Source organism: Halobacillus sp. AWM4_238 (assembly GCF_056158265.1).
Genome location: NZ_JBSWSY010000002.1, coordinates 3621612 through 3644073, shown reverse-complemented (window position 1 = coordinate 3644073; position 22462 = coordinate 3621612). Strand labels below are relative to the sequence as shown.

Genomic DNA, 22462 nt, shown 5'->3' with positions numbered 1-22462 from the left:
CGTTTAAGATGGATGTTCGGGAAGGAGGCGGGTGGATGTGAAGGTCATGGTGACGAGTCCGACGCTTAGGATGGTGATGGCGGAGAGCATGAGTGTCTCAAGCGAAAACAGATAGCCACTGGCGCCGATCACCACGGCGTCAATTGCGAGGATGACGAAGCCGACATTGACTTTGCACCAATCGGCGATCATTTGAGCGAGGAGGTCGGTTCCGCCTGTACTTGTATGGACCCGGAGCATCAGACCGATCCCTCCACCGACGAGCGCTCCTCCAATAATGGAACTGATCGCTGGATCGAGCGGCAGGTGATGAACACGTAATCCTTGAAGAACGTCAATGGAAAAAGAAGAAATCAACAGTCCATGCAAACTGTTGTAGAAATAAGAGCGATAAAAAAACCAGGCGAGCGTAAAAATCGGAATGCTGAAACAAATGATCGTCAATCCGACCTCAAGCCCCCACATATAATTGGCGATCATTCCGATTCCTATGATGCCACCGTCGAGAACGTGATCCGGAATCAGGAAAAAGTTAATGCCAAGTGAAAGTATGATACTGCCGAGAATGATCATGGCGCCTTTTTTCAACATCGTTTTCATCGGACAGGTCCCCTTCCATAGTACTAGCCTATGTCTGTCCGTTTTTTCTTAGAATCAGAGAACCACAAAGTGTGCGCCCGAAGAATTGTAAATTTCATCATGGCCACAAAAAAGACTGCCCATCTAATGAAGGCAGCCTATGAAATCTATTCGGTATGTTTCTCGTGCACACGGTCGAGTGCTTTTGTATACGCGTCATTGCCATAGTTCAAGCATCGTTTCACGCGGGAAATCGTCGCCGTGGACGCCCCTGTTTCGGTTTCAATCTTATGATAAGTGAAGCCTTCACGCAGCATGCGCGCTACTTCCAATCGCTGAGCGAGTGACTGCACTTCATTCATTGTCGCCAAGTCATCAAAGAATTCATAGCATTCTTCTACACTTTGCAAAGATAAAACCGCTTCGAACAGCTGATCGAGTGTTTTACCTCTCAATTTATCAATCTGCATGCCTTTACCTCCTTACTCCGTTTCTATTGCAGCGTTCCCTGGAATGATGTTCACCCACGTTTGCCCCGGGGTGAAGGTCAGCGGACTGCCGTCTTTATAGGGAAGCAATCGTCCATCGACGTTCTTCCACTCTACTTCTTTCATTTGTCCTTTTTGTAAAAGATACCCGTTTCCGCCTGACGTGAGATCAATCGCACGGCGGCCGGCATTATCAATGATTCGGTGATCCGTTTCTATGATCCACACATTGTCTACCGCGACCCGTTCTTTATTCAAACGGTCGGTGGTGGGCTCTCCATCACTTGAACGTAAAAACTGCTCACTGTCCGCATCATAAGTGAAACTCACTTTCGTGCGACTGCCATAAGTGATCTGTACTTCATCCACTGAAGTACCTTTAAAGGAATCGTCTGCAAAAGGCAGCGCCTCAGATTCTCCTCCAGCAGCATAGCCCTTATTTGCAAGCGCCTCTTCCACTCCATCCGTTAAAAGGTAGGAGTTGTGAGGAGCTTTACGATCCGAAGACCGCTGGAATAACCAGCCGTTGTTGTCATATCGCGCACCATCCAGGTAATCCATTCCGCTGTTGGCTACTTTTTGATTAATGGCCGCAGACGCACCGTGGTACGTATAGACCGCATCAAATCCATCAGCGATTTCAAAATAGTATGGACGCGCACTTCTTACCGGACCTATTGTATCAGGAATATCACTATGGAACAAAGCAAGGAAGCGTGTAATCTGCCCCTCAGCCAAAACTTCATAGACGATGTCCGCCTGACTTAATCCTGATTGAGGCCTTGCTTTCGGGTGATTGTTCACCATCACGGACAACACCTGGTGATCCGCTTTTTCAGGCGCCTCTTCCCCAGTCAATGGATACGTTTCTGTATAAGTTTTTTCAGTTTCTTTTACTTCAACGGTCACGTTCTCTTTGGTCTCTATTTTTTCTTCGACCGCTGTTTCTGTCTCTTTCGTTTCTTCAGGCTGTGCAGCCCCTGCTTCCTCATTACAAGCGGTGAGAAAGAGGACGACAAGCAAGCTGAAAAATGTAAGCTTTCTCAATGATAGCACTTCCCTTATCTGTGTACCCTCTTTTATTTTAACGCATTATCGAAGGAAAGAGTACCTCTTTCTTTTTCACATCCATAATCCCAAGTGGTGTAATTCGGATGAATGGCAGATGCATGGAAGATAAAAAGAGAAGCGTGTAGACAGGGTCATTGAACGTAAAGCCATGCTCCAGCAGGCATTCCTTCAATTTCGCCTCTTCTTCCATAAGCTCTCCCATCGGCAGATCGGCCATGACCCCTCCTAGTGACAGGGGCAGCTCAAAGAGCACTTCCCCTTCATTGACGAGCACAATTCCACCACCGATTTCCTTCATGCGCTGAAAGGCCTTTTTCATATCTTTACGTGATTTTCCTGTCAATATGATATCTCCTGTATTGCTGTAGGAGCTGACGAGACCGCCCAGCGTCTTTGTAAAACCTTTCAACAGCGTATTGACCATCCATTCCCCTTCCCGGTCCATCAGCATGAGGTAGGATTCTTTATTGTCCTCACTTAACCGGTCGGTGGAAGCGTCCGTATCGATCGCGTAAGGTTTCATGATGACATCATTCACCATCTCAAGACCGATCGGCATGGAAAACTGCATATCCGCCTCTGTCACTTCCCAATCCATTTCAAGGGGCTTCACGCCGTTCTTCTCCCATTGGATCGGTGTTTCTTTTTTCAAAACCTCACCGTCACGTTTCGTCCATTCGCCTTTAGCGATGACGGAATGCGGCATTGGATCTTTCGGGTTTGATAAAAAGTTCAAGTGAGCGATGCGGCCGGCATTCAAGCTTCCCACCCGGTTCTCGATCCCGAAGTGACGGGCCGCATGATACGTAGCCATCATATAGGCATCGATTTCCGGCACGCCGGCATCCAGAGCAATTTGGATGCATGGATTGATCAGTCCTTCACGATAAAAACCAGGTGTCGATCCATCGGTCGTGTACATCATGTGGTCGAAATGGGTGTGCCCTTGTTCTACAAGTCCTTCCAAAATACCAGGTAGATCCGGGCGGATGGAAGAGTAACGCAGTCCGGTCTGATAGCCGATTTCCAAACGCTTCAGTACATCGTCAGCGGTCATCGATTCGTGTTCTGAATCCATGCCGAGCAAGCGCATTTTCACAAGCGTCTCTTCAGAAGCGCCCGGCAGGTGGGCTTCTAGCGGCTTTCTTGAACGTTTCGTTTCCTGCATGAAATGTAAAATCTGCTCGTCACCACGATGCAGGACATCCGGCCAGGCCGTAAGCTCTCCGCCCTGAATGACAGCATCGTGGGCAATCCAATCCATAATCTGCGAATCGAAGGCGTGCCGGTCTTCATCACGGAGCACCGACTGCGGGTCAAAACGGGCCCACCAGTACATCGTCGCGGGCAGATCCATGAATTCCTCCAATAAAGTAAACGCTTTCTCTTTTTCCGTTAAAAAAAGCCACATCAAGTTATCGTTGACGAGCGTTGTGGTCCCTGTCTCCGCCGCATATTCTGCAAAGCTCTGGGGATTATATAACTGAAATGGGTGAGCATGTGGTTCCACGTAGCCAGGGACGATATAACTGTCCGAGCCATCGATGATTTCCGTACCTTCAGTATGGGAAGGAAGCTCTTGGCCGGTGTATATGATGCGATCATCATACAACCAAATGTGGCCATGCATCCATTTCTTTAAGTAAACATTCAAATAAGTTGTATTTTTAATAAGTTTCGTCGGCGCCGTTTTTCCATCAATGATGGCTGCATGTTCACGCAGCTGACGGTTTCGCCAACGAAATCGTGTTTCTTTCATGGAGCGTACCTCCCTGAGATCATTATGTTCTATCGTAACACAGGATATTCCATTCTGGTAAGGAGGAAGCACAATGAAACCGAACATCGGAATCATCAACAGTATGGTCCGTATCACCGCAGGTCTTAGTATGCTGACCTACTTGACGATCCGCGGTGCACGTAAAGAGTGCGATTCTTCCCACCCGCTTTTGATCATGTTGTCTGCATTGAAGGTTGCGGAAGGGATTGTACGCTTCTGCCCTTTGACAGCCGTTTATGAAGAAATGTCCACAGAAACAGACGGCATTGAGCAGAGCTGGCAGCAAAACCTTCCGCAGGACCAATAAACGCGGAGGTGTACGGCATGTTTCTGCCGATGATTTTCTTGTTCCGTCGATATTTTAAGAATTTGGCCGATAAAAATAAAGCTTAAGCGATAGATCACAATCAACAAAGAAAGAGCGGGCAGCCCCGCTCTTTCTTCAAAAGGATGAAACGTATGGATTTTATGGAATACTTGACAGACGTCGGTTTTGTCATCGTCACCGTCATCGGTTCGATTGCCGCTTTATTCTACGTCGGCATGAGGAGTCGCCGGAGAGACTGATGAACGTCCTATATCTCTTCGATAGAAAAAGTCGCTCTGATTCTCAAACGGCCGGAGCGATTGATACGTACGATCCAGCGCTTGCGCCAAGTCTTTTCCTTTATTTCCAATCAAAAGGACGCGCCCGCCGCTGGATACATACTTGCCGTTTTCCCAGGCGGTTCCTGCGTGTACGACAAAGCCATCGTCAACCACATCCAGCTCAGGGATCGGATGCCCTTTTTCATAAGCACCAGGATACCCTTCGGAAGCGACAACCACTCCCGCACAAATGTCCTCCGACCACTGAAGATCAGGATCCTTTCCGCCCAACACATCGATCATCACTTGCGCAAGATCTTTTTGTAACAGTGGTAAAACGACCTGTGTTTCAGGATCACCGAATCGCGCATTGAATTCAATGACCTTCGGCCCCTCCGTGGTTTCAATCAGCCCTGCATACAATATCCCAGTAAACGATCGGCCTTCTTCCACCATCGCTTCGGCTACCGGCTTTACGATATCCTCCACGGCAAACGCGTACGAAGAATTGTTCATATCCTGAACAGGAGCAAACGCACCCATACCACCTGTATTCGGACCTCGATCTCCGTCAAAAGCCCGCTTATGGTCTTTAGCAGGAATCATCGGATAGACATTCGAGCCATTTACAAACGCCATCAACGAAAATTCATCCCCAGCCAAAAACTCCTCCACGACGATTTCACGGCTCGCATCGCCGAACTGCCCATTTTCTAGCATATCTTCTGCAGCCGTGAGTGCCTCGTCCACCGTTTCTGCAACAACAACACCTTTTCCAGCCGCCAGGCCATCTGCCTTCACGACAATCGGTGCGCCTTTTTCTTTAATGTAGGAGGTAGCGGCATCCACATCTGAAAAAGCTTCATATTCAGCTGTCGGAATCTGATACTTGTGCATCAGCTGTTTAGCGAAATGCTTGCTGCCTTCAATAAGCGCAGCTGCCTTGGACGGGCCAAACACAGGTAGGTCCGCTTCCTGAAATGCATCCACCACACCGTCAAGCAAAGGATTTTCCGGCCCTACAACCGTCAGTCCCACATGGTTCTCCTGAGCAAAAGCAACCAGACCATCAAAATCATGCTCACTCAAATCGATGCACTCGGCTTCTGCACTCATCCCTGCGTTTCCTGGAGCAGCAAAAATACGATCCACTTGATCACTCTCTGCGAATTTCTGTACAAGGCTGTGTTCACGACCACCTCGGCCGATGACCAATACGTTCATGAAAATCCACCCTTTCGATTAGTGTTTGAAGTGACGCATTTTTGTAAAGACCATCGCGATGCCATGTTTGTTGCAGGCATCAATCGAATCCTGGTCGCGCTTGGAACCGCCTGGCTGGATGATCGCCGTCACACCCGCTTCAGCTGCAGCCTCTACGGTATCCGGCATCGGGAAAAAGGCATCAGAAGCCATGATACTGCCTTGCGCTTTCTCACCCGCTTGTTCAAAAGCGATTTTCGCCGCGCCGACTCTGTTCATCTGCCCGGCTCCGACACCGAGCGTGCGGTCCCCTTTCGCGACAACGATCGCGTTCGACTTCACATGTTTAACGACTTTCCAACCTAGTTTCAAATCTTCAAGCTCCTGTTCAGATGGTTCACGCTCCGTCGCCACTTCAAGCTCCACATCATCAAGAGAACCTTCATCCGCATCCTGGACGAGCAGGCCGCCATTGACAGTAACGAGCTTATGAGCCGGACGATCCGCTTTTTTCATCTCAACTTTCAACAGGCGCAGGTTTTTCTTCGTTGTTAAGATCTCAAGCGCTTCTTGACTAAAGGACGGAGCGATGATGATCTCAAGGAAAATCTCTTTCAACTTCGCCGCTGTATCAGCATCGACCTCCCGGTTTAAAGCAACGATCCCACCAAAGATTGAAACCGGGTCGCCTTCGTACGCTTTTATGTAAGCGTCGAATAAATTCTCACCAACACCTACGCCGCACGGGTTCATGTGTTTGACGGCAACAGCTGCCGGCTCGTTGAACTCAAGCACCACTTCAAGCGCCGCATTGGCATCCTGGATGTTGTTGTAGGAAAGCTCTTTACCGTTAAGCTGTTCCGCTTCTGCGAGTGACGTGCCCTCAACATTCGCTTTCTTATAAAAAGCTGCATTCTGGTGCGGGTTTTCTCCATAGCGCAAAGATTGTACTTTTTCATAAGTCACCGAATATGTCTCTGGAAAAGGCTCTTCTGTCAAACCGGAAAAGTATTCCGCAATCATCGCATCGTAATTCGCTGTATGACGGAACACTTTGGCTGCGAGCTTGCGACGGACCTCATAAGAGAGCGTGTCGTTTTCGAGGCCTTCGATAACCTCACCGTAATCGGCAGGATCAACGACGACCGCAACGTCTTCAAAGCTTTTTGCAGCAGAACGAAGCATCGTTGGACCACCAATATCGATGTTTTCGATTGCATCAGCTTCTGTGACCCCTTCTTTTGCAATCGTCTCCTTAAACGGATACAAGTTGACCGCTACAAGATCGATCGTCTCAATGTTCAACTCCTCCAGCTGCTTCATATGCTCTTCATTCGAACGCTTGGCAAGCAGCCCACCATGGACCGAAGGATGAAGCGTCTTCACACGTCCGTCCATGATTTCCGGAAAATCAGTCACCTCGGAAATGGATTGAACCGGGACACCAGCTTCTTCAATGGCTCGTTTCGTTCCACCTGTAGAAATAAGCTCAAAGTCCAGGTCATGGAGTTTCTTCGCAAAATCAGTCAATCCTTCTTTGTTGGATACACTCAGTAGGGCACGTTTTTTCATAGAGATTCCTCCTTGATGAATAATGATTGAATCACTTGTGGGTAGAGACGATGTTCAACCGCCTGTATTTTGTCTTTTACATCATCTGCTGTATCGTTCTCTTCGATATCGATCGCTTCCTGAGCAATGATCGGCCCTGTATCCATGCCGTCATCGACATAATGGACCGTCACCCCGGTCACTTTCACTTCCTTCTCTAGCGCCTGACCGATGGCATCTTTCCCCGGAAAGGCTGGAAGCAGGGATGGGTGAATGTTGACGATGCGCCGCTCATACGGCTTTAACAACGTTGGGCCGATGAGGCGCATATACCCAGCAAGGATGATGAAGTCAATGCCCCGCTGCCGGCAGTCTTCGAGCACCGCCTGTTCATACGCTGCTTTGTCTGCAAAACTTTTCGGCCGGTAGACGACAGTATCGATTTCATGTTTTTGAGCCTTTTCAATAACCGGTGCTCCGATGCGGTCACAGACGAGCAGGGCAATGTTCGCCTGAAGCTCTCCGGATTCCACCTTATTTACGATCGCATCGAAATTCGAGCCGGTGCCGGAGGCGAAAACGGCGATGTTGATCATATCCCCTGCACTCCTTCCTCGTTCGTCACTTTCCCTATGACGATCGCATCATCACATGCTCCGAACGCGGCGTTCACATCAGAAGGATCCAGCACGACGACCATGCCGATGCCCATGTTGAACACCCCGAACATTTCCTTATCACTGATCGACCCTTTTTCCTGAAGTAAACGGAACACCTCCGGAACCTGCCAGCTGTCGGTGTCGATTTCACAACCCATCCCTTCCGGCAGTGTGCGGGGAAGGTTTTCGAAAAAGCCGCCACCGGTAATGTGGGCCATGCCTTTAAGGGAGATATTTTTCTTCATCGATTGAATCTCCGGAACATAAATTCGGGTCGGTGTCAGCAGAACTTCCCCAATCGAGCGGGCCCAGCCGGCCGGTACGGTTTCAAGGTCCACATCTGCCATCAGTTTCCTGACAAGAGAAAAACCGTTCGAATGGACACCCGAGGACGGAAGGCCGACTAACACATCTCCTTCTTTAATCTCAGAGCCCGTGATGATCCGCTCTTTGTCCGCCATTCCGACGACAAAGCCAGCAAGATCGTACTCATCCGCCTCGTACATTCCTGGCATCTCTGCCGTTTCGCCGCCGACTAAAGCAGCTCCAGACTGTTTGCAGCCTTCTGCAATTCCTTTGACGATCTGCTCGATACGCGCGGGATCATTTTTCCCACAGGCAATATAGTCCAAAAACAGAAGCGGATCCGCTCCCTGGGCAACGATATCATTGACACACATCGCAACGACATCTACGCCGATGGTATCATGCTGGTCCATTTCAAACGCCAGCTTCAGCTTCGTTCCGACTCCATCTGTCCCTGTCACAAGAACCGGTTGTTCATAACTCATGCCACTGATGTCGAACAATCCGGCGAAAGAACCGAGTCCTCCCAGCACTTCCGGACGCATCGTACGAGCGACATGCTTTTTCATCCGCTCGACGGCTTCGTAGCCTGCTTCTACATCGACTCCTGCCTGTTTATACGATTGACTCATCTCGCTTCCCTCCTATGCTTTTTCATATGGATGCATCGTGTTCGGATAAATTTCCGTAGGGTAATTGCCGGTAAAACACGCCATACATCCGCCGTGTTTCAGCGACTCTTCTCCCTGATAGATGCTTTCGTTCAAGCCTTGCACCGATAGAAAAGCGAGACTGTCCGCGTCGATCTGCTCTTCGATTTCCTCGACGGAATTGTTCGCTGCAATCAGCTCACCGCTATTGGATGTATCAATGCCGTAATAGCACGGGTTTTGAATGGGAGGAGACGCAATCCGTACGTGGACTTCCTTCGCCCCTGCTTCTTTCAACATCTTCACAATTCTTCTGCTCGTCGTCCCTCGTACAATCGAATCATCAACCATGACGACTCTTTTTCCTTCGACAATGCCTCTTACAGCGGAAAGCTTCATTTTCACCCCTTGTTCACGAAGCTCCTGAGAGGGCTGAATAAACGTCCGGCCGACATAACGATTCTTGATCAAGCCGAGTTCATATGGGATACCGGAAGCTTCCGCATAACCGATGGCTGCAGAAATACTAGAGTCTGGAACACCAGTCACAACATCCGCGTCAATAGGTGCTTCTTCCGCAAGCGATTTGCCCATCCTTTTTCGCGACGCGTGGACGTTTTTGCCATCAAGATTGCTGTCAGGCCTTGAAAAATACACATATTCCATCGAGCAAAGTGTGCGCTGAATCGGAGCAGAGAACCGTTTTGATTCCACTCCCTCATCCGATATGATCAAGAGCTCACCAGGATCAATTTCTCTGTCGTACTCGGCACCGACCACATCAAAGGCACACGTTTCTGAAGAGACGACCCATGATTCCCCGAGATGCCCAAGGCTGAGCGGACGCAATCCGCGCGGGTCATTGGCTACAAACATCCGGTCTTCAGTCATGACGAGAAATGCATAAGCCCCCTTGATCATCGATAAAGCTTCCATAATCGCTTGCTCAAGAGGCAGATGACGTGCCCGTTTAATTAAGTGGGCAACGACTTCGGTATCAGAAGTCGTCTGCAAAATGCTCCCCTGCCCCTCCAGCTGATTTTTCAATGCCTGGGCGTTGACAAGGTTTCCATTATGAGCAAGAGCAAGACCGCCTGTCTGAGAACGGAAAAGAAGCGGCTGGATATTCTCATACCCGCCGTCTCCTGCCGTTGCGTAGCGGACGTGACCAATGGACGCATGTCCGTTCAAGTCTTCCAGCTGATTTTGTGAAAACACTTCATTGATCAGGCCGTGCCCTTTGGCGAGCTTCAGCTGTTCTCCGTCCGTCGTAACGATGCCCGCTCCTTCCTGACCACGGTGTTGGAGGGCATGCAGACCGTAATACGTCAGCTGAGCTGAGTCCTGATGGCCCCACACCCCAAAAATTCCACATTCTTCATTTAAACCTTTGATTTCACCAAGCATCCGATCGCTCCTTTCCACGCTTCCTTCAACACTGATGTCTTTTCTTCGAGAACGACGTCTTCCTGCTTGATCCGGTACACCCCGTTTTCCGTCACGGTTCCGATCAGACGAGCATCGGTCACACTTTGTTCGAAGGCGCCCTTATGTTCTGCTGCTACGGTGACGATGAAGCGTGATTGCGATTCAGCGAACAGCGCTGTGACCGGATCCCCTTCTAACGTCACCTCACAACCGAATCCATTTTCAAACAACTTCTCAGCAAGCGCGACAGATAAACCGCCTTCCGCCACGTCATGGGCAGAAACAACAAGCCCTGCGCGGATCGCTGTCAGCAGCTGCTTTTGACGGTTGTACTCCGTCTTCAAATCAAGCGATGGTGCTTTCCCGAAATGCTTTCCTTCAAGCATGCCCTGCAGTTCACTGCCTCCGAATTCTGCATGCGTCTCCCCGATCACGTAAATTAAATCGCCAGCATTCTGAGCATGGGAACGAGTGATGTGATTCAAATCATCAATCAATCCGACCATACCGACAATCGGTGTCGGGTAGATTGCCTGACCTCCGAATGACTCGTTATATAAGCTGACGTTCCCACCAATGACAGGCGTTTCAAGGGATCGGCACGCCTCGCTCATGCCGTCGACGCTCTTCTCCATCTGCCAAAAGATTTCCGGATTCTCCGGTGAACCGAAATTTAGTCCGTCTGTAATTCCCAGTGGACGGCCACCCGAGCAGACGATGTTTCTTGCCGCTTCTGCAACAGCGATCATCCCACCGACTTCAGGATCTACATAGAGATAACGCGAGTTACAGTCAGTCGTCATCGCCAGCGCTTTGTTTGTTCCGCGTACGCGAAGAACAGCCGCATCGGACCCTGGTGTGACGACGGTATTGGTTTGGACCATGGAATCGTACTGATCGTATACCCACTCTTTGCTGGCAATCGTCGGCTGTTTTAATAGGTTCACGAGGGTTTCCCGATAGTCTGTGATCGCCGGAATATAGTTTTCCATTCTTTGAAACTCTTCATAATACGCTGGCACACGGGAAGGCTGGTGGTACACCGGCGCATCCTCAGCAAGGGAATCAACAGGCACGTCAGCAACGGTCTCCCCGTGGTGCTCGAGACGGAAGCGTTTCGTATCCGTCACTTCCCCGACCGCTACCGCTTCCAAGTTGTACTTACGGAATACTTTCGCAATCTCTTCTTCGCGTCCTTTTTCTACGACAAGAAGCATCCGTTCCTGAGATTCCGAGAGCATCATTTCATAAGCGGTCATGTTTTCTTCCCGCTGTGGAATCTGATCCATGTTCATCGTCATCCCTGTTCCTGCTTTACTCGCCATTTCACTTGCGGATGAAGTGAGGCCGGCCGCTCCCATATCCTGAATTCCGACAAGAGCGTCATGCTGGATCACATCAAGACAAGCTTCAATGAGCAGTTTTTCCATGAACGGATCCCCGACTTGTACAGAAGGCCGCTTTTCTTCGGACTCTTCCGACAATTCTTCCGATGCGAAGGTAGCGCCGTGGATGCCATCCCGTCCGGTTTTGGCTCCAACATACATGACGGTGTTGCCGATACCCGCTGCAATTCCTTTTTGAATATCTTTATGATCAATCAACCCGACACACATGGCGTTGACGAGTGGGTTGCCATTGTACGCATCATCAAACTGGACTTCCCCGCCAACTGTAGGCACACCGACGCAGTTGCCGTAACCCGCAATGCCGCGGACGACTTCTTCAAACAGATATTTCACACGTGGCTGCTGCAACGAACCAAAGCGAAGCGAATTCAGAAGGGCAATGGGACGCGCACCCATTGAGAACACATCTCGCAGTATTCCACCGACCCCTGTCGCTGCGCCTTGATACGGCTCAACCGCAGACGGGTGGTTATGGCTTTCAATTTTGAAAACGACCGCCTGATCATCCCCGATGTCGATGATTCCTGCGCCTTCCCCTGGACCCTGAAGCACGTGGGGGCCTTCTGTCGGGAACTTTTTCAAAAGCGGTTTCGAGTTTTTGTAGCTGCAATGTTCCGACCACATAACAGAAAACAAACCGGTTTCTGTGTAATTCGGACGGCGGCCGAGAATCGAGCAGATCGAGGCATACTCGTCATCCTTCAACCCCATCTCTCTATAAACGTGCTGTTTTTCGATTTGTTCTGGACTGATCTCAAGCATTGATGGCATGGTGTTCCCTCCAGTGTGTCAAAATCGATTGAAATAGACGAAGACCGTCATCATGACCAAGAAGTGCTTCAACGGCCCGTTCCGGGTGTGGCATCATGCCGAGCACATTTCCTTTTTCATTGGTGATGCCCGCAATATTTCCGATGGAACCATTCGGGTTGTGGTCATACGTAAAGACGATCTGCTTGTTGTTTTGCAGTGTTTGAAGTGTTTTTTCGTCACAAAAATAATTGCCGTCTCCGTGCGCAATCGGTATTTGGATTTTTTCCTTTTCGCCATATTGGCGGGTGAACATCGTGTCGGCATTTTCAACCGTCAACGTTTCAAAATGACACATGAATTTGAGCTTTTCGTTTGGAAGCATCGCTCCTGGAAGAAGCCCCATTTCAAGAAGAATTTGAAACCCGTTGCAAACGCCAAGGACTGGTTTTCCTGCCTCTGCCGCCTCTCGGATTTGCGTCATCACATCCGAAGTAGACGCGATGGCACCTGAGCGCAGGTAATCACCGTAAGAGAAGCCGCCGGGAAGGAGAATGCCATCATAGTTTGCTAGATTCGCTTCCTTATACCAGACAAGATCCGCTTCGGCTCCGAGTTGGTCCTTAACAGCAAAGTACATATCACGGTCACAATTCGATCCTGGGAAAACAATGACTGCAAATTTCACGTCAACCTGCCTCCTCAATCGTGTAGCTGTAATTTTCAATAACAGGGTTGGCAAGAAGCTGGTCACACATCCGGTCGATCTCCGCTTCAAGATTGTCGCTGTCTTCCACCATCACTTCCATGTACTTTCCGACGCGTACGTCCTGGACATTGTTGTACTCTAACGATTGCAGGGAATTGTGGACAGCTTTTCCTTGGGGATCAAGTACCCCTTCTTTCAATGTGATGTGGATCTTTACTTTGCGCATACGCTCTCCTCCAGTCGATGTAAAATTTTTGTGTACGTATCAATCAAGTCACCGGTACTTTCCCGGAAGACGTCTTTATCCATTTTCTCGCCGGTTTCCATGTCCCAGAGTCTGCACGTGTCCGGGGAAATTTCATCAGAAAGGACGATCGTACCGTCTTCGAGGCGTCCGAATTCCAATTTGAAGTCGACAAGCGTCAGCCCTGCTGAACGGAATAACTTTTGAAGTTCTTTGTTGATGTCTAAGGCTTGCTGTTTGATAAACGTGAGTTCTTGTTCTGTGATGTCTGTCAGATGGTACGCGTGAACATCGTTGATAAGCGGGTCATTCAATTCGTCTTTCTTGTAAAACAATTCAATGATGGGTGGAGTGAAGCTCGTTTTTTCCTCGATGCCGAGACGGCGGGTGATGCTGCCTGCGGCCTGGTTGCGGACAACGACTTCAAGAGGAATGATTGTCGTTCGTCTGACCAGCTGCTCGGTATCGTTGAGAGCTTTAATAAAGTGGGTCGTAATGTTGTGCTGGTGTAAGTATTGGAACACTTTCGAGGTAATCAAGTTGTTGAGGCGTCCTTTGCCCGCAAACTCATCTTTTTTCTTGCCGTTAAATGCGGTAGCGTCATCTTTATAAGATAAAACGAGCTGATCCGACTCATCCGTCGTGTGATACACCCGTTTCGCTTTCCCTTCGTACAATAAAGAACCCTTCATACAGAAACACCTCGCTAAGGAATTGGATTTTTTTGTAAGACCTGGTACACCAGTTTCTGGTGTACCAGGTCTTACAGTATCTTCCATAATCTTTCCGGTATCTTTCGTAGATCCATGCGGTTTCTTTCTGGTCAAGTGTTACAGGCCGATACGATCGAAGATGCGGTCGACTTGTTTCAGGTGGTGCTTGTAGTCGAAGCAGCTGTCCAGCTGTTCTTGAGACAAGGTGGATGTAATCTTGTCGTCTGCTTCAATCAGTTCACGGAACGGGATGCCTTGCTCCCACGCTTCCATTGCTTTCGGCTGGACGAGGTCATACGCTTCTTCACGAACCATCCCTTCATCGATCAGCGTCAGCAATACGCGCTGGGAGAAGATAAGGCCATATGTTTTCTCCATATTTTCCTGCATTCGCTCTGGGAAGACGGTCAAGTTCTTCACGATATTGCTGAAACGGTTCAGCATATAATTCAAAGCGATGGTTGCGTCAGGCAGGATGATGCGTTCTGCAGAAGAATGGGAAATATCACGCTCATGCCAAAGCGGTACATTTTCAAAAGCTGTCAGCATATTTCCACGCAGCACGCGCGCCATCCCGGTCATGTTTTCAGAACCGATCGGGTTCCGTTTATGTGGCATCGCAGAGGATCCCTTTTGACCTTTTGCGAAAAACTCCTCCACTTCACGGGTTTCCGTTTTTTGAAGACCACGGATTTCGACAGCAATCTTCTCAATGGAAGTTGCCACCAAAGCGAGTGTCGATACATAGTGGGCATGACGATCACGCTGCAATGTTTGAGTGGAAACAGGCGCTGGTTTCAGGCCAAGCTTTTCACACACATATTCTTCAACAAAAGGATCGATGTTGGCATACGTTCCTACAGCTCCGGAAAGCTTCCCGAACTGGATATGTTCCATCGCAAGATCCAAACGCTCCAGGTTACGCTTCATTTCTTCATAATATAGCGCAAGCTTCAGTCCGAACGTCGTCGGCTCCGCATGCACACCGTGGGTACGTCCCATCATCACCGTGTGTTTGTGTTCCTTCGCTTTTTCACCAAGGATCTCGATGAAATGGACGAGGTCTTTGCGAATGATTTCATTCGCCTGCTTCAGTTGATAGGATAATGCCGTGTCCACAACGTCTGTTGAAGTCAGTCCGTAGTGAACCCACTTTCTTTCTTCGCCGACCGTTTCAGAAACAGCACGGGTGAAGGCGACAACATCGTGACGCGTTTCTGCTTCAATTTCGTGAATGCGGTCGATGGAAAAGGATGCACCTTCGCGCAGCTTCTTCACGTCGTCTTTCGGAATGACTCCCAGTTCACTCCACGCTTCACACGCTAAAAGTTCTACTTCCAGCCATGCCTGGTATCTATTTTCTTCTGTCCAAATCGCACCCATTTCCGGGCGTGTATAACGTTCAATCATAGTCTTCCTCCTACCATAAATGGATCTGATTTTCTGTGATGCGTTTGTCGATTTCTTTTAGATTGTCTCCAACAAATGTGATATGACCCATCTTCCGGGTCTGACGGACTTCCTCTTTTCCGTAGTCGTGAAAATGAAAGCCGTGATAATATTCCAGGCGGTCCACCAGGATTCCGTGATGTTTGCCGAGCACGTTCACCATCACTGCGGCTCCAAACGAATGGACCGGCAGCAGTGGAAGCCCGCAGATCGCACGGATGTGCTGTTCAAATTGCGACACGCTGCACGCTTCAATTGTATAATGGCCAGAGTTATGAGGTCTTGGTGCCATTTCATTGATGTAAATGTCCTTTCCTTTCACGAACATTTCCACAGCGAACGTACCGACTACACCGATTCGTTCCGCCAAAACCTCAACTGCTTCGCGTGCACGCTCTTCCACTTTTCCAGGTATAGCTGCCGGCACTCTTGTTTCATGCAAAATGTGGTTTCTATGAATATTTTCTGCCACAGGGAACGCACTAATCCGTCCATCGACCCCTCTCGTAAACACTTGAGAAATTTCAAGGTCGAATTCAAGCCACTGTTCCACAATGTATGTGCCGGACTCGTTAATGAAAGACCGAACCTCTTCCATATGAGTTTCGTCTTCGATTTTCAGCTGTCCCTTGCCATCATAACCTCCACTGACGGTCTTGATGACAGCAGGATAACCAGTCGCACCCAACGCTTCTTCTGCTTCTTCGAAGGTTTTCACGATTCGGTATTCAGGGACGGACAGACCAGCTTCAACAGCAATTTGTTTCTCTTTCTCCCTGTTTTGTGTCACCTCAAGCGCAAAGGCTCCTTGAGGAAGCTTGCCTTTCTCTTCAAACAGTTTCGCCACCTCGAGGTCGACATTTTCAAATTCGTAAGTAATCACATCACTGATTTCACTCAAACGTTCCGCCGCTTCCAAATCATCATACTCCGCAATGATCTGTTCCTCAGCAATCGAGGCACACGGACAATTTTCTGCCGGATCAAGGACAGCGATTCGATAGCCCATGTGTCTTGCCGCGACGGCCATCATACGACCGAGCTGTCCGCCTCCTAAGATCCCGATGGTCCTTCCTGGTCGAATCACTTCAGGTTTCAAGTAGATCCCTCCTCATTCCGTCCACTTTATCTACCATCTGACGGCGATAGTCTGATAGTTTTGCAGCAACCTCCTGATCGAAAGCTCCGATCATTTCCGCAGCGAGAAGACCCGCATTTTTCGCGCCTGCCTTCCCGATCGCAACCGTCGCGACAGGAACTCCACCAGGCATCTGCACGATGGATAAAAGCGAATCCAACCCTTGCAAAGCCTTCGATTCTACCGGAACACCGATTACCGGCAGTGTCGTTTTAGAAGCGACCATCCCTGGTAAGTGCGCCGCTCCCCCTGCCCCTGCGATAATGACCTTCAAGCCTTTATCCCGAGCAGTTTCCGCATAGGTGAACATGTCTTCGGGCGTCCGGTGCGCTGAAATGATTTCTTTTTCATAATCGATTGAAAGCTCATCGAGAACGCTGCATGCTTCTTTCATCGTCTCCCAATCTGAAATGCTGCCCATAATTACGCCTACACTTGCCATCGAACCCCTCTTTTCTTTCGTAGCATTAAAAAAGCCTGCTCGACGCCCCTCAAGAAATGAGAGGAGTCGAACAGGCACACGTGTGTCCGGTCTGTGAAAGCGCTAAGGCTTAAACTCCCCTCATAGTCCGGAAATTTACGGTTCCCAGGTAGAGACGTACGGGCCATATCCCCGTCATATATGAGGTCGTCTATGCAATTCTGCCTTCATCATATCAAGTTCTGTTCGTACATGTCAACGTCGATGTCGAACATTAACAAAAATGTTACATTAAATCGTTCGGTTTTATTCCTTTACTGCATGAAAAATGATGGTTTTCCCTACAGGTTCCATCACTTTTTCCCCATTCCGTGTTTCTTCACGGAAAACGGGCTCTTCCGCGCGACGGATCGGTGTGTACCCTTCTTTCTTCATTCGGTCGAGACATTGACCAATGGATTCATTCTCACCGACTTCAAAGCGCTTCTTGCTGTTCTTTTTGGGCATCTCGAATCTTTCCTCTCTTCACGGATTTCACCCAGAATCCGCCATGAATCTGCTTCGGTTCATACGCCACGATAAAAGCTTTCGGATCGATATCGCGGATGGTTTCATATAAAGACAGTTCATACTTCCGCGGCGTCAGGATCTGCATCGCTAACCGGTCGCCTTCCATTCCATACGCGTACCAGCTCGTGACTCCATATCCTTTATCACGAAGCTTGCGGGTAAATTCAATGTCTGGGTCTGAAGATATCACATTAACTGTAATATACCCGAGAGCAAGCTTCTCTTCAATCTTCATCCCGACAATCACACCAAGGCCATACCCTACGGCATAGGCAATGACGTTTTCAATTTGGTCCAAACGATCAAGCACAAGCCCCAATCCGTAGATATACGTCACAATTTCGAACATGCTTATGAACGCAGCAAAATACCGCTGCCCTTTCAGCGTAAAAATCATACGGAGGGTGAAAAACGAAACATAGACAACGTTAACAGCTAAAATGATCCCAATGATCAATAAGGGGTTATCAAACATGATTGAGAGCCTCCCACTCCAGAATTTTGGCACGAACCGTGACATTCACCTAGTCGATGTTCTTTGCATACACTATAAACCATGAGAAGAGACGTGCACAATAGGTTTTTAACGCAATCTAAGACATTTTTTGGAGGCCGATGAAATGAATCAATTCAAAGATTGGAAAACCAACCTCGACCGCTTCTTCGGGCAGGATTTCTGGGGAGACTTCGACGGCATGATGAAACCCGCCATTCCGGCAATCAACATGTATCAGTATGATAACGAACTGCTTTGCTTCGTCAACATACCGGGAATGAATCACCCGAAAAATGTTGACGTCCTTGTCGATCATTCGACATTAACATTGACCGGAAAAATTGAGATCAATAACCGTGGGGGACACCAAATCAAATCAGAGATCGCTGATGGTTCATTTGAAAGAAGCATCGATCTCCCTTTTCCAGTAAGGCATGACAAAGTAGAAGCGACGTATAAGCATGGACTACTCGTCATTCAGCTTCACCGGTACATTTCCGATTCAACGAAGCAGCGTCCGATCACTATCCGCCATTTGGAAGATGAATAAAACCGGCAGCCTCTTGCGGCGTGCCGGTTTCTTTTTCATGCTGACCCTGTGCTCCGAACCTATATTAGCAACTCCACGAGCGATAATCAGCGACTTTTAGCAAAGTATCGGTCGCTTTGCGCCATTTATCAGTGGGTTTTACGATTTTATCAGTGACTTCGGCACGTTTATCGGTTGCTTTTGCCATTTTATCAGTATCTTTACGCTAAGAAGATAAAGTACAGCACAAAAATAACAAACATGAAATACATGATTGGATGAATCTCTTTTTTGCGCCCCTTCAAAAGCATCGTAATCGGATAGAAGATAAACCCGATGGCAATCCCTGTCGCAATGCTGTAGGTCATCGGCATCGCAGCAATTGTAAAGAAGGCAGGAACAGCGATTTCAAACTGATCCCAATCTATATTTTTCAGCGTCGAAGCCATAAGAACACCAACAATAATTAATGCAGGCGCGGTTACTTCTGCAGTCACGACAGATAGTAGTGGCGAGAAGAAAAGCGCAAGAATAAAGAATCCAGCAGTGACGACGGATGTGAACCCTGTGCGTCCTCCAGCTCCAACACCTGCAGTTGACTCAATATAAGAAGTCGTTGTGGACGTACCGACCACCGCACCGACAACCGTTGCGGCAGAGTCAGAAAACAGCGCACGGTTCGCACGTGGCAATTTGTTGTCCTTCATGAAGCCGGCTTGCGTCGCTACAGCTACAAGAGTACCAGCCGTATCGAAAAAGTCGACGAATAAGAACGTTAGAATGACGACAAGCATTTCAATCGTGAAAATGTCACCAAAGTGTGTAAAAGCAGCACCGAAAGTCGGCGCAACGCTTGGAGCTGTGCTCACAATACCACCAAGACCTGCCGGCGGAGCGATCAAACCCGTTACAATCCCAGCAATGGAGGTCAGAACCATTCCGTAGAAAATTCCACCCTTCAGTCCCATAGCCATCAGCATGACACTGACAATGATTCCGAAGATTGAAAGCAAGGTTGGACCTGCCGTCAAGTCACCAATTTGCACTAATGTTGCATCACTGTTCTGCACAATTCCTGAGTTTTGAAAACCGATGAAGGCGATGAACAAGCCGATTCCGGCACCTACTGCGAGTTTCAAGTTCGCAGGAATCGCATCAATAATTAATGTCCGCAGGCCTGTAACCGTTAATACAATAAAAATAAGTCCAGAAGCCAAAACACCTGCGAGCGCGGTTTCCCACGGAATGCCAAAACCTAAAACGACTGTGTAAGCGAAGAATGCATTCAAGCCCATTCCCGGAGCGAGTGCAATCGGATATCTCGCGAACAATCCCATAATGAGTGTACCAACAGCCGCTGCAACCGCCGTCGCGGTAAATACAGCTCCTTTATCAATTCTCGTTACACCCTCTGGAAGCTGCTCAATTCCATCAAGCGCTAACGTAGAAGGGTTAACAAATAAAATGTAAGCCATCGCGAGGAAGGTCGTTAAACCTGCCATAAACTCCCTGCGATACGTCGTCCCAAACTCTTCAAACTTAAAAAACTTACTCATCATCGTTTCCTCCCCTTTTCCCTCAAACTATATGGATCTGGTACTCTTTTTATTTTTTTGTACCTGACCCTTTATTTCTTTTTTGCATGCCTGGCACCCAACTGCTTCTCTTCGGTGCCGGGCACCAAGCTAAGACGCCAACAAAAAAAGACACTCTCGGAAGCTCCAAGAGTGTCTTTATCTATACGAAGGAAACGGACGAAGGGTGAGCCAGCTAAACAGGTCTCCCTTATCGTCTATTCACCAACGTAGTCAGACCGATTTACGGTAGTCTGGTAGAAACTCATGGGCCTTATTCCCAAAATTATACGACGGTGTTGCTTTATTCATTTGTCTCTATCTTACAAGGTTCGACATCATCCGTCAACCATAAATCCGAACATTACTTTATAAATATCAATAAATGTTCGATTATTCCCACTCGATGGTTGCAGGCGGCTTGCTCGTCACATCGTAAACGACGCGGTTGATGTGATCGACTTCGTTGACGATTCTAGTAGAGATTTTCTCAAGGACGTCCCATGGAATACGCGCCCAATCCGATGTCATTCCATCGATGGATGTGACTGCACGGATACCTATCGTGTAGTCATACGTACGCTCATCACCCATAACTCCTACGGATCGAATGTCCGGAAGCACGGTGAAATATTGCCAGATGTCACGGTCAAGTCCAGCTTTTTTGATCTCATCACGAAGCACATGGTCTGATTCGCGAACGATTTCAAGCTTCTCTTCTGTCACTTCACCAAGCACACGGATCGCAAGTCCTGGTCCTGGGAAAGGTTGACGCCAAACGATATGTTCAGGCACCCCAAGCTCTGTACCAAGCGCACGCACTTCATCCTTGAACAGTGTATTCAGCGGCTCAATCAGATCGAATTGCATGTCTTCAGGAAGGCCACCGACATTATGGTGAGATTTAATTGTTTGAGCTGTCTCTGTTCCACTTTCGATAATATCGGTATAAAGCGTTCCTTGTGCGAGGAAGTCGATGTCCTTCAATTTTTCTGCTTCATCATCAAAAACATAAATGAATTCATTTCCGATAATTTTACGTTTCTTCTCTGGATCGGAAACACCTTCGAGTTTGCTCATGAAGCGGTCTTTGGCATCAATTTTAAGGATATTCATATTAAAACCATCACCAAGGGTGCGCATGACGTCATCGGCTTCATTTTTACGAAGCAAACCGTGATCGACAAAGATACATGTTAACTGATCACCGATGGCACGGTGGATCAAAGCTGCGACGACTGAAGAATCCACGCCGCCACTCAAGGCGCACAACACTTTACGATCGCCGACTTGTTGACGAATCTTCTCCACTTCCATTTCAACGACATGTTCCATCGTCCAATCGTCGGTCGCTTCACATACGTCAAAGACGAAGCTGCGGAGAATGTCGTTTCCATACTCAGAATGACGGACTTCCGGGTGGAACTGAACGCCGTACATGCGTGCTTCATCGTTGCTGATAGCGGCCACAGGGCAGGACGAGCTTGTTGCATCCACTTGGAAACCTTCTGGAGCTTCAATGACTTTGTCACTATGACTCATCCAAACGGTTTGTTCCTTCGGTGTTTTAGCAAAAAGGAGCGGCTCTTTGTCCACGTTGATCTCTGCTTTTCCATATTCACGCTCTTTGGCACGCTCGACTTTTCCTCCAAAATGGTGGGTCATCAATTGCATGCCATAGCAGATGCCAAGGACCGGTATGCCGAGTTCAAAGATCTGCTCGTCACAACGGAAGCTGTCCTCTCCGTAGACGCTGTTCGGTCCACCAGATAGAACGATGCCACTCGGGTTCATTGCCTTTATTTCTTCGATGCTCATTTTGTGAGAATGAAGCTCACTATATACACCGAATTCACGAATTCTGCGTGTGATTAGTTGGTTATACTGGCTCCCGAAGTCCAGCACGAGAATCATGCCTTGTACTTGTTCCATCTGTTCCACTCCTTGATTTTATAGACTTTGATTTTCATAAAAAAATGGATGAATTTCCTGCCTCAATTCAACGACGAAGAAGGCAGAAATCCATCCATGTACATACATGTCACGTGATTCCCACCTTCATAGTCAGGGCGTTTACGGTGCCCCGGTAGAGACTCTCAGGCCATATTCCTGAGGATATACGAAGGAAGATTGCATCTGATAATTTTCATTCATTCT

The 22462-nt window shown here is 48.5% G+C and carries 23 protein-coding genes and 3 riboswitches; of the genes, 3 read left to right on the top strand and 20 right to left on the bottom strand.

What is annotated here, in order from left to right; all coding sequences use genetic code 11:
* Positions 1–3: 3 nt before the first annotated feature.
* From ACXACN_RS18160 to ACXACN_RS18145, 4 genes are all read right to left on the bottom strand, one after another.
* Entirely contained in the window at positions 4–591 is a 588-nt protein-coding gene (locus ACXACN_RS18160) for a YitT family protein (RefSeq protein ID WP_474966913.1), read from the bottom strand.
* Between the two features lie 155 nt (positions 592–746).
* Positions 747–1049 (bottom strand): YerC/YecD family TrpR-related protein, encoded by a 303-nt coding sequence (locus ACXACN_RS18155; RefSeq protein WP_474966327.1) that lies wholly within the window; start codon positions 1047–1049, stop codon positions 747–749.
* 12 nt (positions 1050–1061) lie between these two features.
* Positions 1062–2114, bottom strand: coding sequence for a DUF3048 domain-containing protein (locus tag ACXACN_RS18150; RefSeq protein WP_474966325.1), 1053 nt, complete (start codon positions 2112–2114; stop codon positions 1062–1064).
* A 37-nt stretch (positions 2115–2151) separates the two neighbouring features.
* Positions 2152–3897, bottom strand: coding sequence for an adenine deaminase C-terminal domain-containing protein (locus ACXACN_RS18145; protein WP_474966324.1), 1746 nt, complete (start codon positions 3895–3897; stop codon positions 2152–2154).
* Positions 3898–3970: 73 nt separating this feature from the next.
* Here ACXACN_RS18145 and ACXACN_RS18140 point away from each other — a divergent pair, with 73 nt between their 5' ends.
* Both ACXACN_RS18140 and ACXACN_RS18135 read left to right on the top strand, forming a co-directional pair.
* Positions 3971–4225 (top strand): YgaP family membrane protein, encoded by a 255-nt coding sequence (locus ACXACN_RS18140; RefSeq protein WP_474966323.1) that lies wholly within the window; start codon positions 3971–3973, stop codon positions 4223–4225.
* A gap of 152 nt (positions 4226–4377) precedes the next feature.
* Positions 4378–4485: an EYxxD motif small membrane protein gene (locus ACXACN_RS18135; RefSeq protein WP_474966321.1), complete on the top strand. Its 108-nt coding sequence runs from the start codon at positions 4378–4380 to the stop codon at positions 4483–4485.
* Here ACXACN_RS18135 and purD read toward each other — a convergent pair.
* From purD to ACXACN_RS18065, 14 genes are all read right to left on the bottom strand, one after another.
* Positions 4447–5730 carry a phosphoribosylamine--glycine ligase gene (gene purD, locus ACXACN_RS18130; RefSeq protein ID WP_474966320.1) on the bottom strand — a complete coding sequence of 428 codons (1284 nt, stop codon included), beginning with the start codon at positions 5728–5730 and terminating at the stop codon, positions 4447–4449. The two genes, ACXACN_RS18135 and purD, sit on opposite strands and share 39 nt — an antisense overlap.
* An 18-nt stretch (positions 5731–5748) precedes the next feature.
* A complete protein-coding gene (gene purH / locus ACXACN_RS18125) occupies positions 5749–7281 on the bottom strand; it encodes a bifunctional phosphoribosylaminoimidazolecarboxamide formyltransferase/IMP cyclohydrolase (RefSeq protein ID WP_474966318.1) in 1533 nt (510 codons plus the stop codon).
* Positions 7278–7856 carry a phosphoribosylglycinamide formyltransferase gene (purN, locus tag ACXACN_RS18120; RefSeq protein WP_474966317.1) on the bottom strand — a complete coding sequence of 193 codons (579 nt, stop codon included), beginning with the start codon at positions 7854–7856 and terminating at the stop codon, positions 7278–7280. Before purN ends, purH begins: the two co-directional genes overlap by 4 nt.
* A complete protein-coding gene (gene purM / locus ACXACN_RS18115) occupies positions 7853–8857 on the bottom strand; it encodes a phosphoribosylformylglycinamidine cyclo-ligase (RefSeq protein WP_474966316.1) in 1005 nt (334 codons plus the stop codon). Before purM ends, purN begins: the two co-directional genes overlap by 4 nt.
* A gap of 12 nt (positions 8858–8869) precedes the next feature.
* Complete coding sequence (gene purF / locus ACXACN_RS18110) at positions 8870–10282, bottom strand: amidophosphoribosyltransferase (protein ID WP_474966314.1); 1413 nt, start codon at positions 10280–10282, stop codon at positions 8870–8872.
* Positions 10258–12483 (bottom strand): phosphoribosylformylglycinamidine synthase subunit PurL, encoded by a 2226-nt coding sequence (purL, locus tag ACXACN_RS18105; protein WP_474966313.1) that lies wholly within the window; start codon positions 12481–12483, stop codon positions 10258–10260. The genes purF and purL overlap by 25 nt, the downstream gene beginning before the upstream one ends.
* A complete protein-coding gene (purQ, locus tag ACXACN_RS18100) occupies positions 12467–13150 on the bottom strand; it encodes a phosphoribosylformylglycinamidine synthase subunit PurQ (RefSeq protein ID WP_474966312.1) in 684 nt (227 codons plus the stop codon). Before purQ ends, purL begins: the two co-directional genes overlap by 17 nt.
* A 1-nt stretch (position 13151) precedes the next feature.
* Positions 13152–13397: a phosphoribosylformylglycinamidine synthase subunit PurS gene (gene purS, locus ACXACN_RS18095; RefSeq protein WP_089651512.1), complete on the bottom strand. Its 246-nt coding sequence runs from the start codon at positions 13395–13397 to the stop codon at positions 13152–13154.
* Positions 13385–14107, bottom strand: coding sequence for a phosphoribosylaminoimidazolesuccinocarboxamide synthase (gene purC, locus ACXACN_RS18090; RefSeq protein WP_474966310.1), 723 nt, complete (start codon positions 14105–14107; stop codon positions 13385–13387). Before purC ends, purS begins: the two co-directional genes overlap by 13 nt.
* Before the next feature lie 138 nt (positions 14108–14245).
* Complete coding sequence (purB, locus tag ACXACN_RS18085) at positions 14246–15538, bottom strand: adenylosuccinate lyase (protein WP_474966309.1); 1293 nt, start codon at positions 15536–15538, stop codon at positions 14246–14248.
* A gap of 10 nt (positions 15539–15548) precedes the next feature.
* Entirely contained in the window at positions 15549–16676 is a 1128-nt protein-coding gene (gene purK / locus ACXACN_RS18080; protein ID WP_474966307.1) for a 5-(carboxyamino)imidazole ribonucleotide synthase, read from the bottom strand.
* Positions 16666–17157, bottom strand: a complete 492-nt coding sequence (gene purE / locus ACXACN_RS18075; protein ID WP_474966306.1) for a 5-(carboxyamino)imidazole ribonucleotide mutase — start codon at positions 17155–17157, stop codon at positions 16666–16668. The genes purK and purE overlap by 11 nt, the downstream gene beginning before the upstream one ends.
* Positions 17158–17260: 103 nt before the next feature.
* A riboswitch (purine riboswitch) is annotated at positions 17261–17361 on the bottom strand.
* Between the two features lie 81 nt (positions 17362–17442).
* Complete coding sequence (locus ACXACN_RS18070) at positions 17443–17643, bottom strand: NETI motif-containing protein (RefSeq protein WP_474966305.1); 201 nt, start codon at positions 17641–17643, stop codon at positions 17443–17445.
* The gene (locus ACXACN_RS18065) at positions 17612–18181 is read right to left on the bottom strand and encodes a DUF2179 domain-containing protein (protein WP_474966303.1); all 570 of its coding nucleotides are present in this window, start codon (positions 18179–18181) and stop codon (positions 17612–17614) included. Before ACXACN_RS18065 ends, ACXACN_RS18070 begins: the two co-directional genes overlap by 32 nt.
* A gap of 145 nt (positions 18182–18326) precedes the next feature.
* Between ACXACN_RS18065 and ACXACN_RS18060 the strand changes: the two genes are divergently transcribed.
* A complete protein-coding gene (locus ACXACN_RS18060) occupies positions 18327–18752 on the top strand; it encodes an Hsp20/alpha crystallin family protein (RefSeq protein ID WP_474966302.1) in 426 nt (141 codons plus the stop codon).
* Positions 18753–18952: 200 nt separating this feature from the next.
* On the opposite strand, the gene ACXACN_RS18055 is transcribed toward ACXACN_RS18060, so the two are convergent.
* Together ACXACN_RS18055 and guaA are read right to left on the bottom strand one after the other, a co-directional pair.
* Complete coding sequence (locus tag ACXACN_RS18055; protein ID WP_474966301.1) at positions 18953–20287, bottom strand: NCS2 family permease; 1335 nt, start codon at positions 20285–20287, stop codon at positions 18953–18955.
* Positions 20288–20516: 229 nt separating this feature from the next.
* Positions 20517–20619: riboswitch (purine riboswitch) on the bottom strand.
* 79 nt (positions 20620–20698) lie between these two features.
* Positions 20699–22237 (bottom strand): glutamine-hydrolyzing GMP synthase, encoded by a 1539-nt coding sequence (guaA, locus tag ACXACN_RS18050; RefSeq protein ID WP_474966299.1) that lies wholly within the window; start codon positions 22235–22237, stop codon positions 20699–20701.
* Positions 22238–22346: 109 nt separating this feature from the next.
* Positions 22347–22448, bottom strand: a riboswitch (purine riboswitch).
* Positions 22449–22462: the final 14 nt, after the last annotated feature.

What these genes read in the sequence shown, in the direction of transcription:
- ACXACN_RS18160 (WP_474966913.1), bottom strand. Translation starts at nt 591, where the DNA reads ATGTTGAAAAAAGGCGCCATGATCATTCTCGGCAGTATCATACTTTCA.
- ACXACN_RS18135 (WP_474966321.1), top strand. Translation starts at nt 4,378, where the DNA reads ATGGATTTTATGGAATACTTGACAGACGTCGGTTTTGTCATCGTCACC.
- ACXACN_RS18145 (WP_474966324.1), bottom strand. Translation starts at nt 3,897, where the DNA reads ATGAAAGAAACACGATTTCGTTGGCGAAACCGTCAGCTGCGTGAACAT.
- ACXACN_RS18070 (WP_474966305.1), bottom strand. Translation starts at nt 17,643, where the DNA reads ATGCCCAAAAAGAACAGCAAGAAGCGCTTTGAAGTCGGTGAGAATGAA.
- purH (WP_474966318.1), bottom strand. Translation starts at nt 7,281, where the DNA reads ATGAAAAAACGTGCCCTACTGAGTGTATCCAACAAAGAAGGATTGACT.
- purC (WP_474966310.1), bottom strand. Translation starts at nt 14,107, where the DNA reads ATGAAGGGTTCTTTATTGTACGAAGGGAAAGCGAAACGGGTGTATCAC.
- purF (WP_474966314.1), bottom strand. Translation starts at nt 10,282, where the DNA reads ATGCTTGGTGAAATCAAAGGTTTAAATGAAGAATGTGGAATTTTTGGG.
- guaA (WP_474966299.1), bottom strand. Translation starts at nt 22,237, where the DNA reads ATGGAACAAGTACAAGGCATGATTCTCGTGCTGGACTTCGGGAGCCAG.
- purB (WP_474966309.1), bottom strand. Translation starts at nt 15,538, where the DNA reads ATGATTGAACGTTATACACGCCCGGAAATGGGTGCGATTTGGACAGAA.
- purS (WP_089651512.1), bottom strand. Translation starts at nt 13,397, where the DNA reads ATGCGCAAAGTAAAGATCCACATCACATTGAAAGAAGGGGTACTTGAT.
- purM (WP_474966316.1), bottom strand. Translation starts at nt 8,857, where the DNA reads ATGAGTCAATCGTATAAACAGGCAGGAGTCGATGTAGAAGCAGGCTAC.
- purE (WP_474966306.1), bottom strand. Translation starts at nt 17,157, where the DNA reads ATGGCAAGTGTAGGCGTAATTATGGGCAGCATTTCAGATTGGGAGACG.
- ACXACN_RS18060 (WP_474966302.1), top strand. Translation starts at nt 18,327, where the DNA reads ATGAATCAATTCAAAGATTGGAAAACCAACCTCGACCGCTTCTTCGGG.
- ACXACN_RS18140 (WP_474966323.1), top strand. Translation starts at nt 3,971, where the DNA reads ATGAAACCGAACATCGGAATCATCAACAGTATGGTCCGTATCACCGCA.
- purN (WP_474966317.1), bottom strand. Translation starts at nt 7,856, where the DNA reads ATGATCAACATCGCCGTTTTCGCCTCCGGCACCGGCTCGAATTTCGAT.
- ACXACN_RS18055 (WP_474966301.1), bottom strand. Translation starts at nt 20,287, where the DNA reads ATGAGTAAGTTTTTTAAGTTTGAAGAGTTTGGGACGACGTATCGCAGG.
- purD (WP_474966320.1), bottom strand. Translation starts at nt 5,730, where the DNA reads ATGAACGTATTGGTCATCGGCCGAGGTGGTCGTGAACACAGCCTTGTA.
- purL (WP_474966313.1), bottom strand. Translation starts at nt 12,483, where the DNA reads ATGCCATCAATGCTTGAGATCAGTCCAGAACAAATCGAAAAACAGCAC.
- ACXACN_RS18065 (WP_474966303.1), bottom strand. Translation starts at nt 18,181, where the DNA reads ATGTTTGATAACCCCTTATTGATCATTGGGATCATTTTAGCTGTTAAC.
- ACXACN_RS18155 (WP_474966327.1), bottom strand. Translation starts at nt 1,049, where the DNA reads ATGCAGATTGATAAATTGAGAGGTAAAACACTCGATCAGCTGTTCGAA.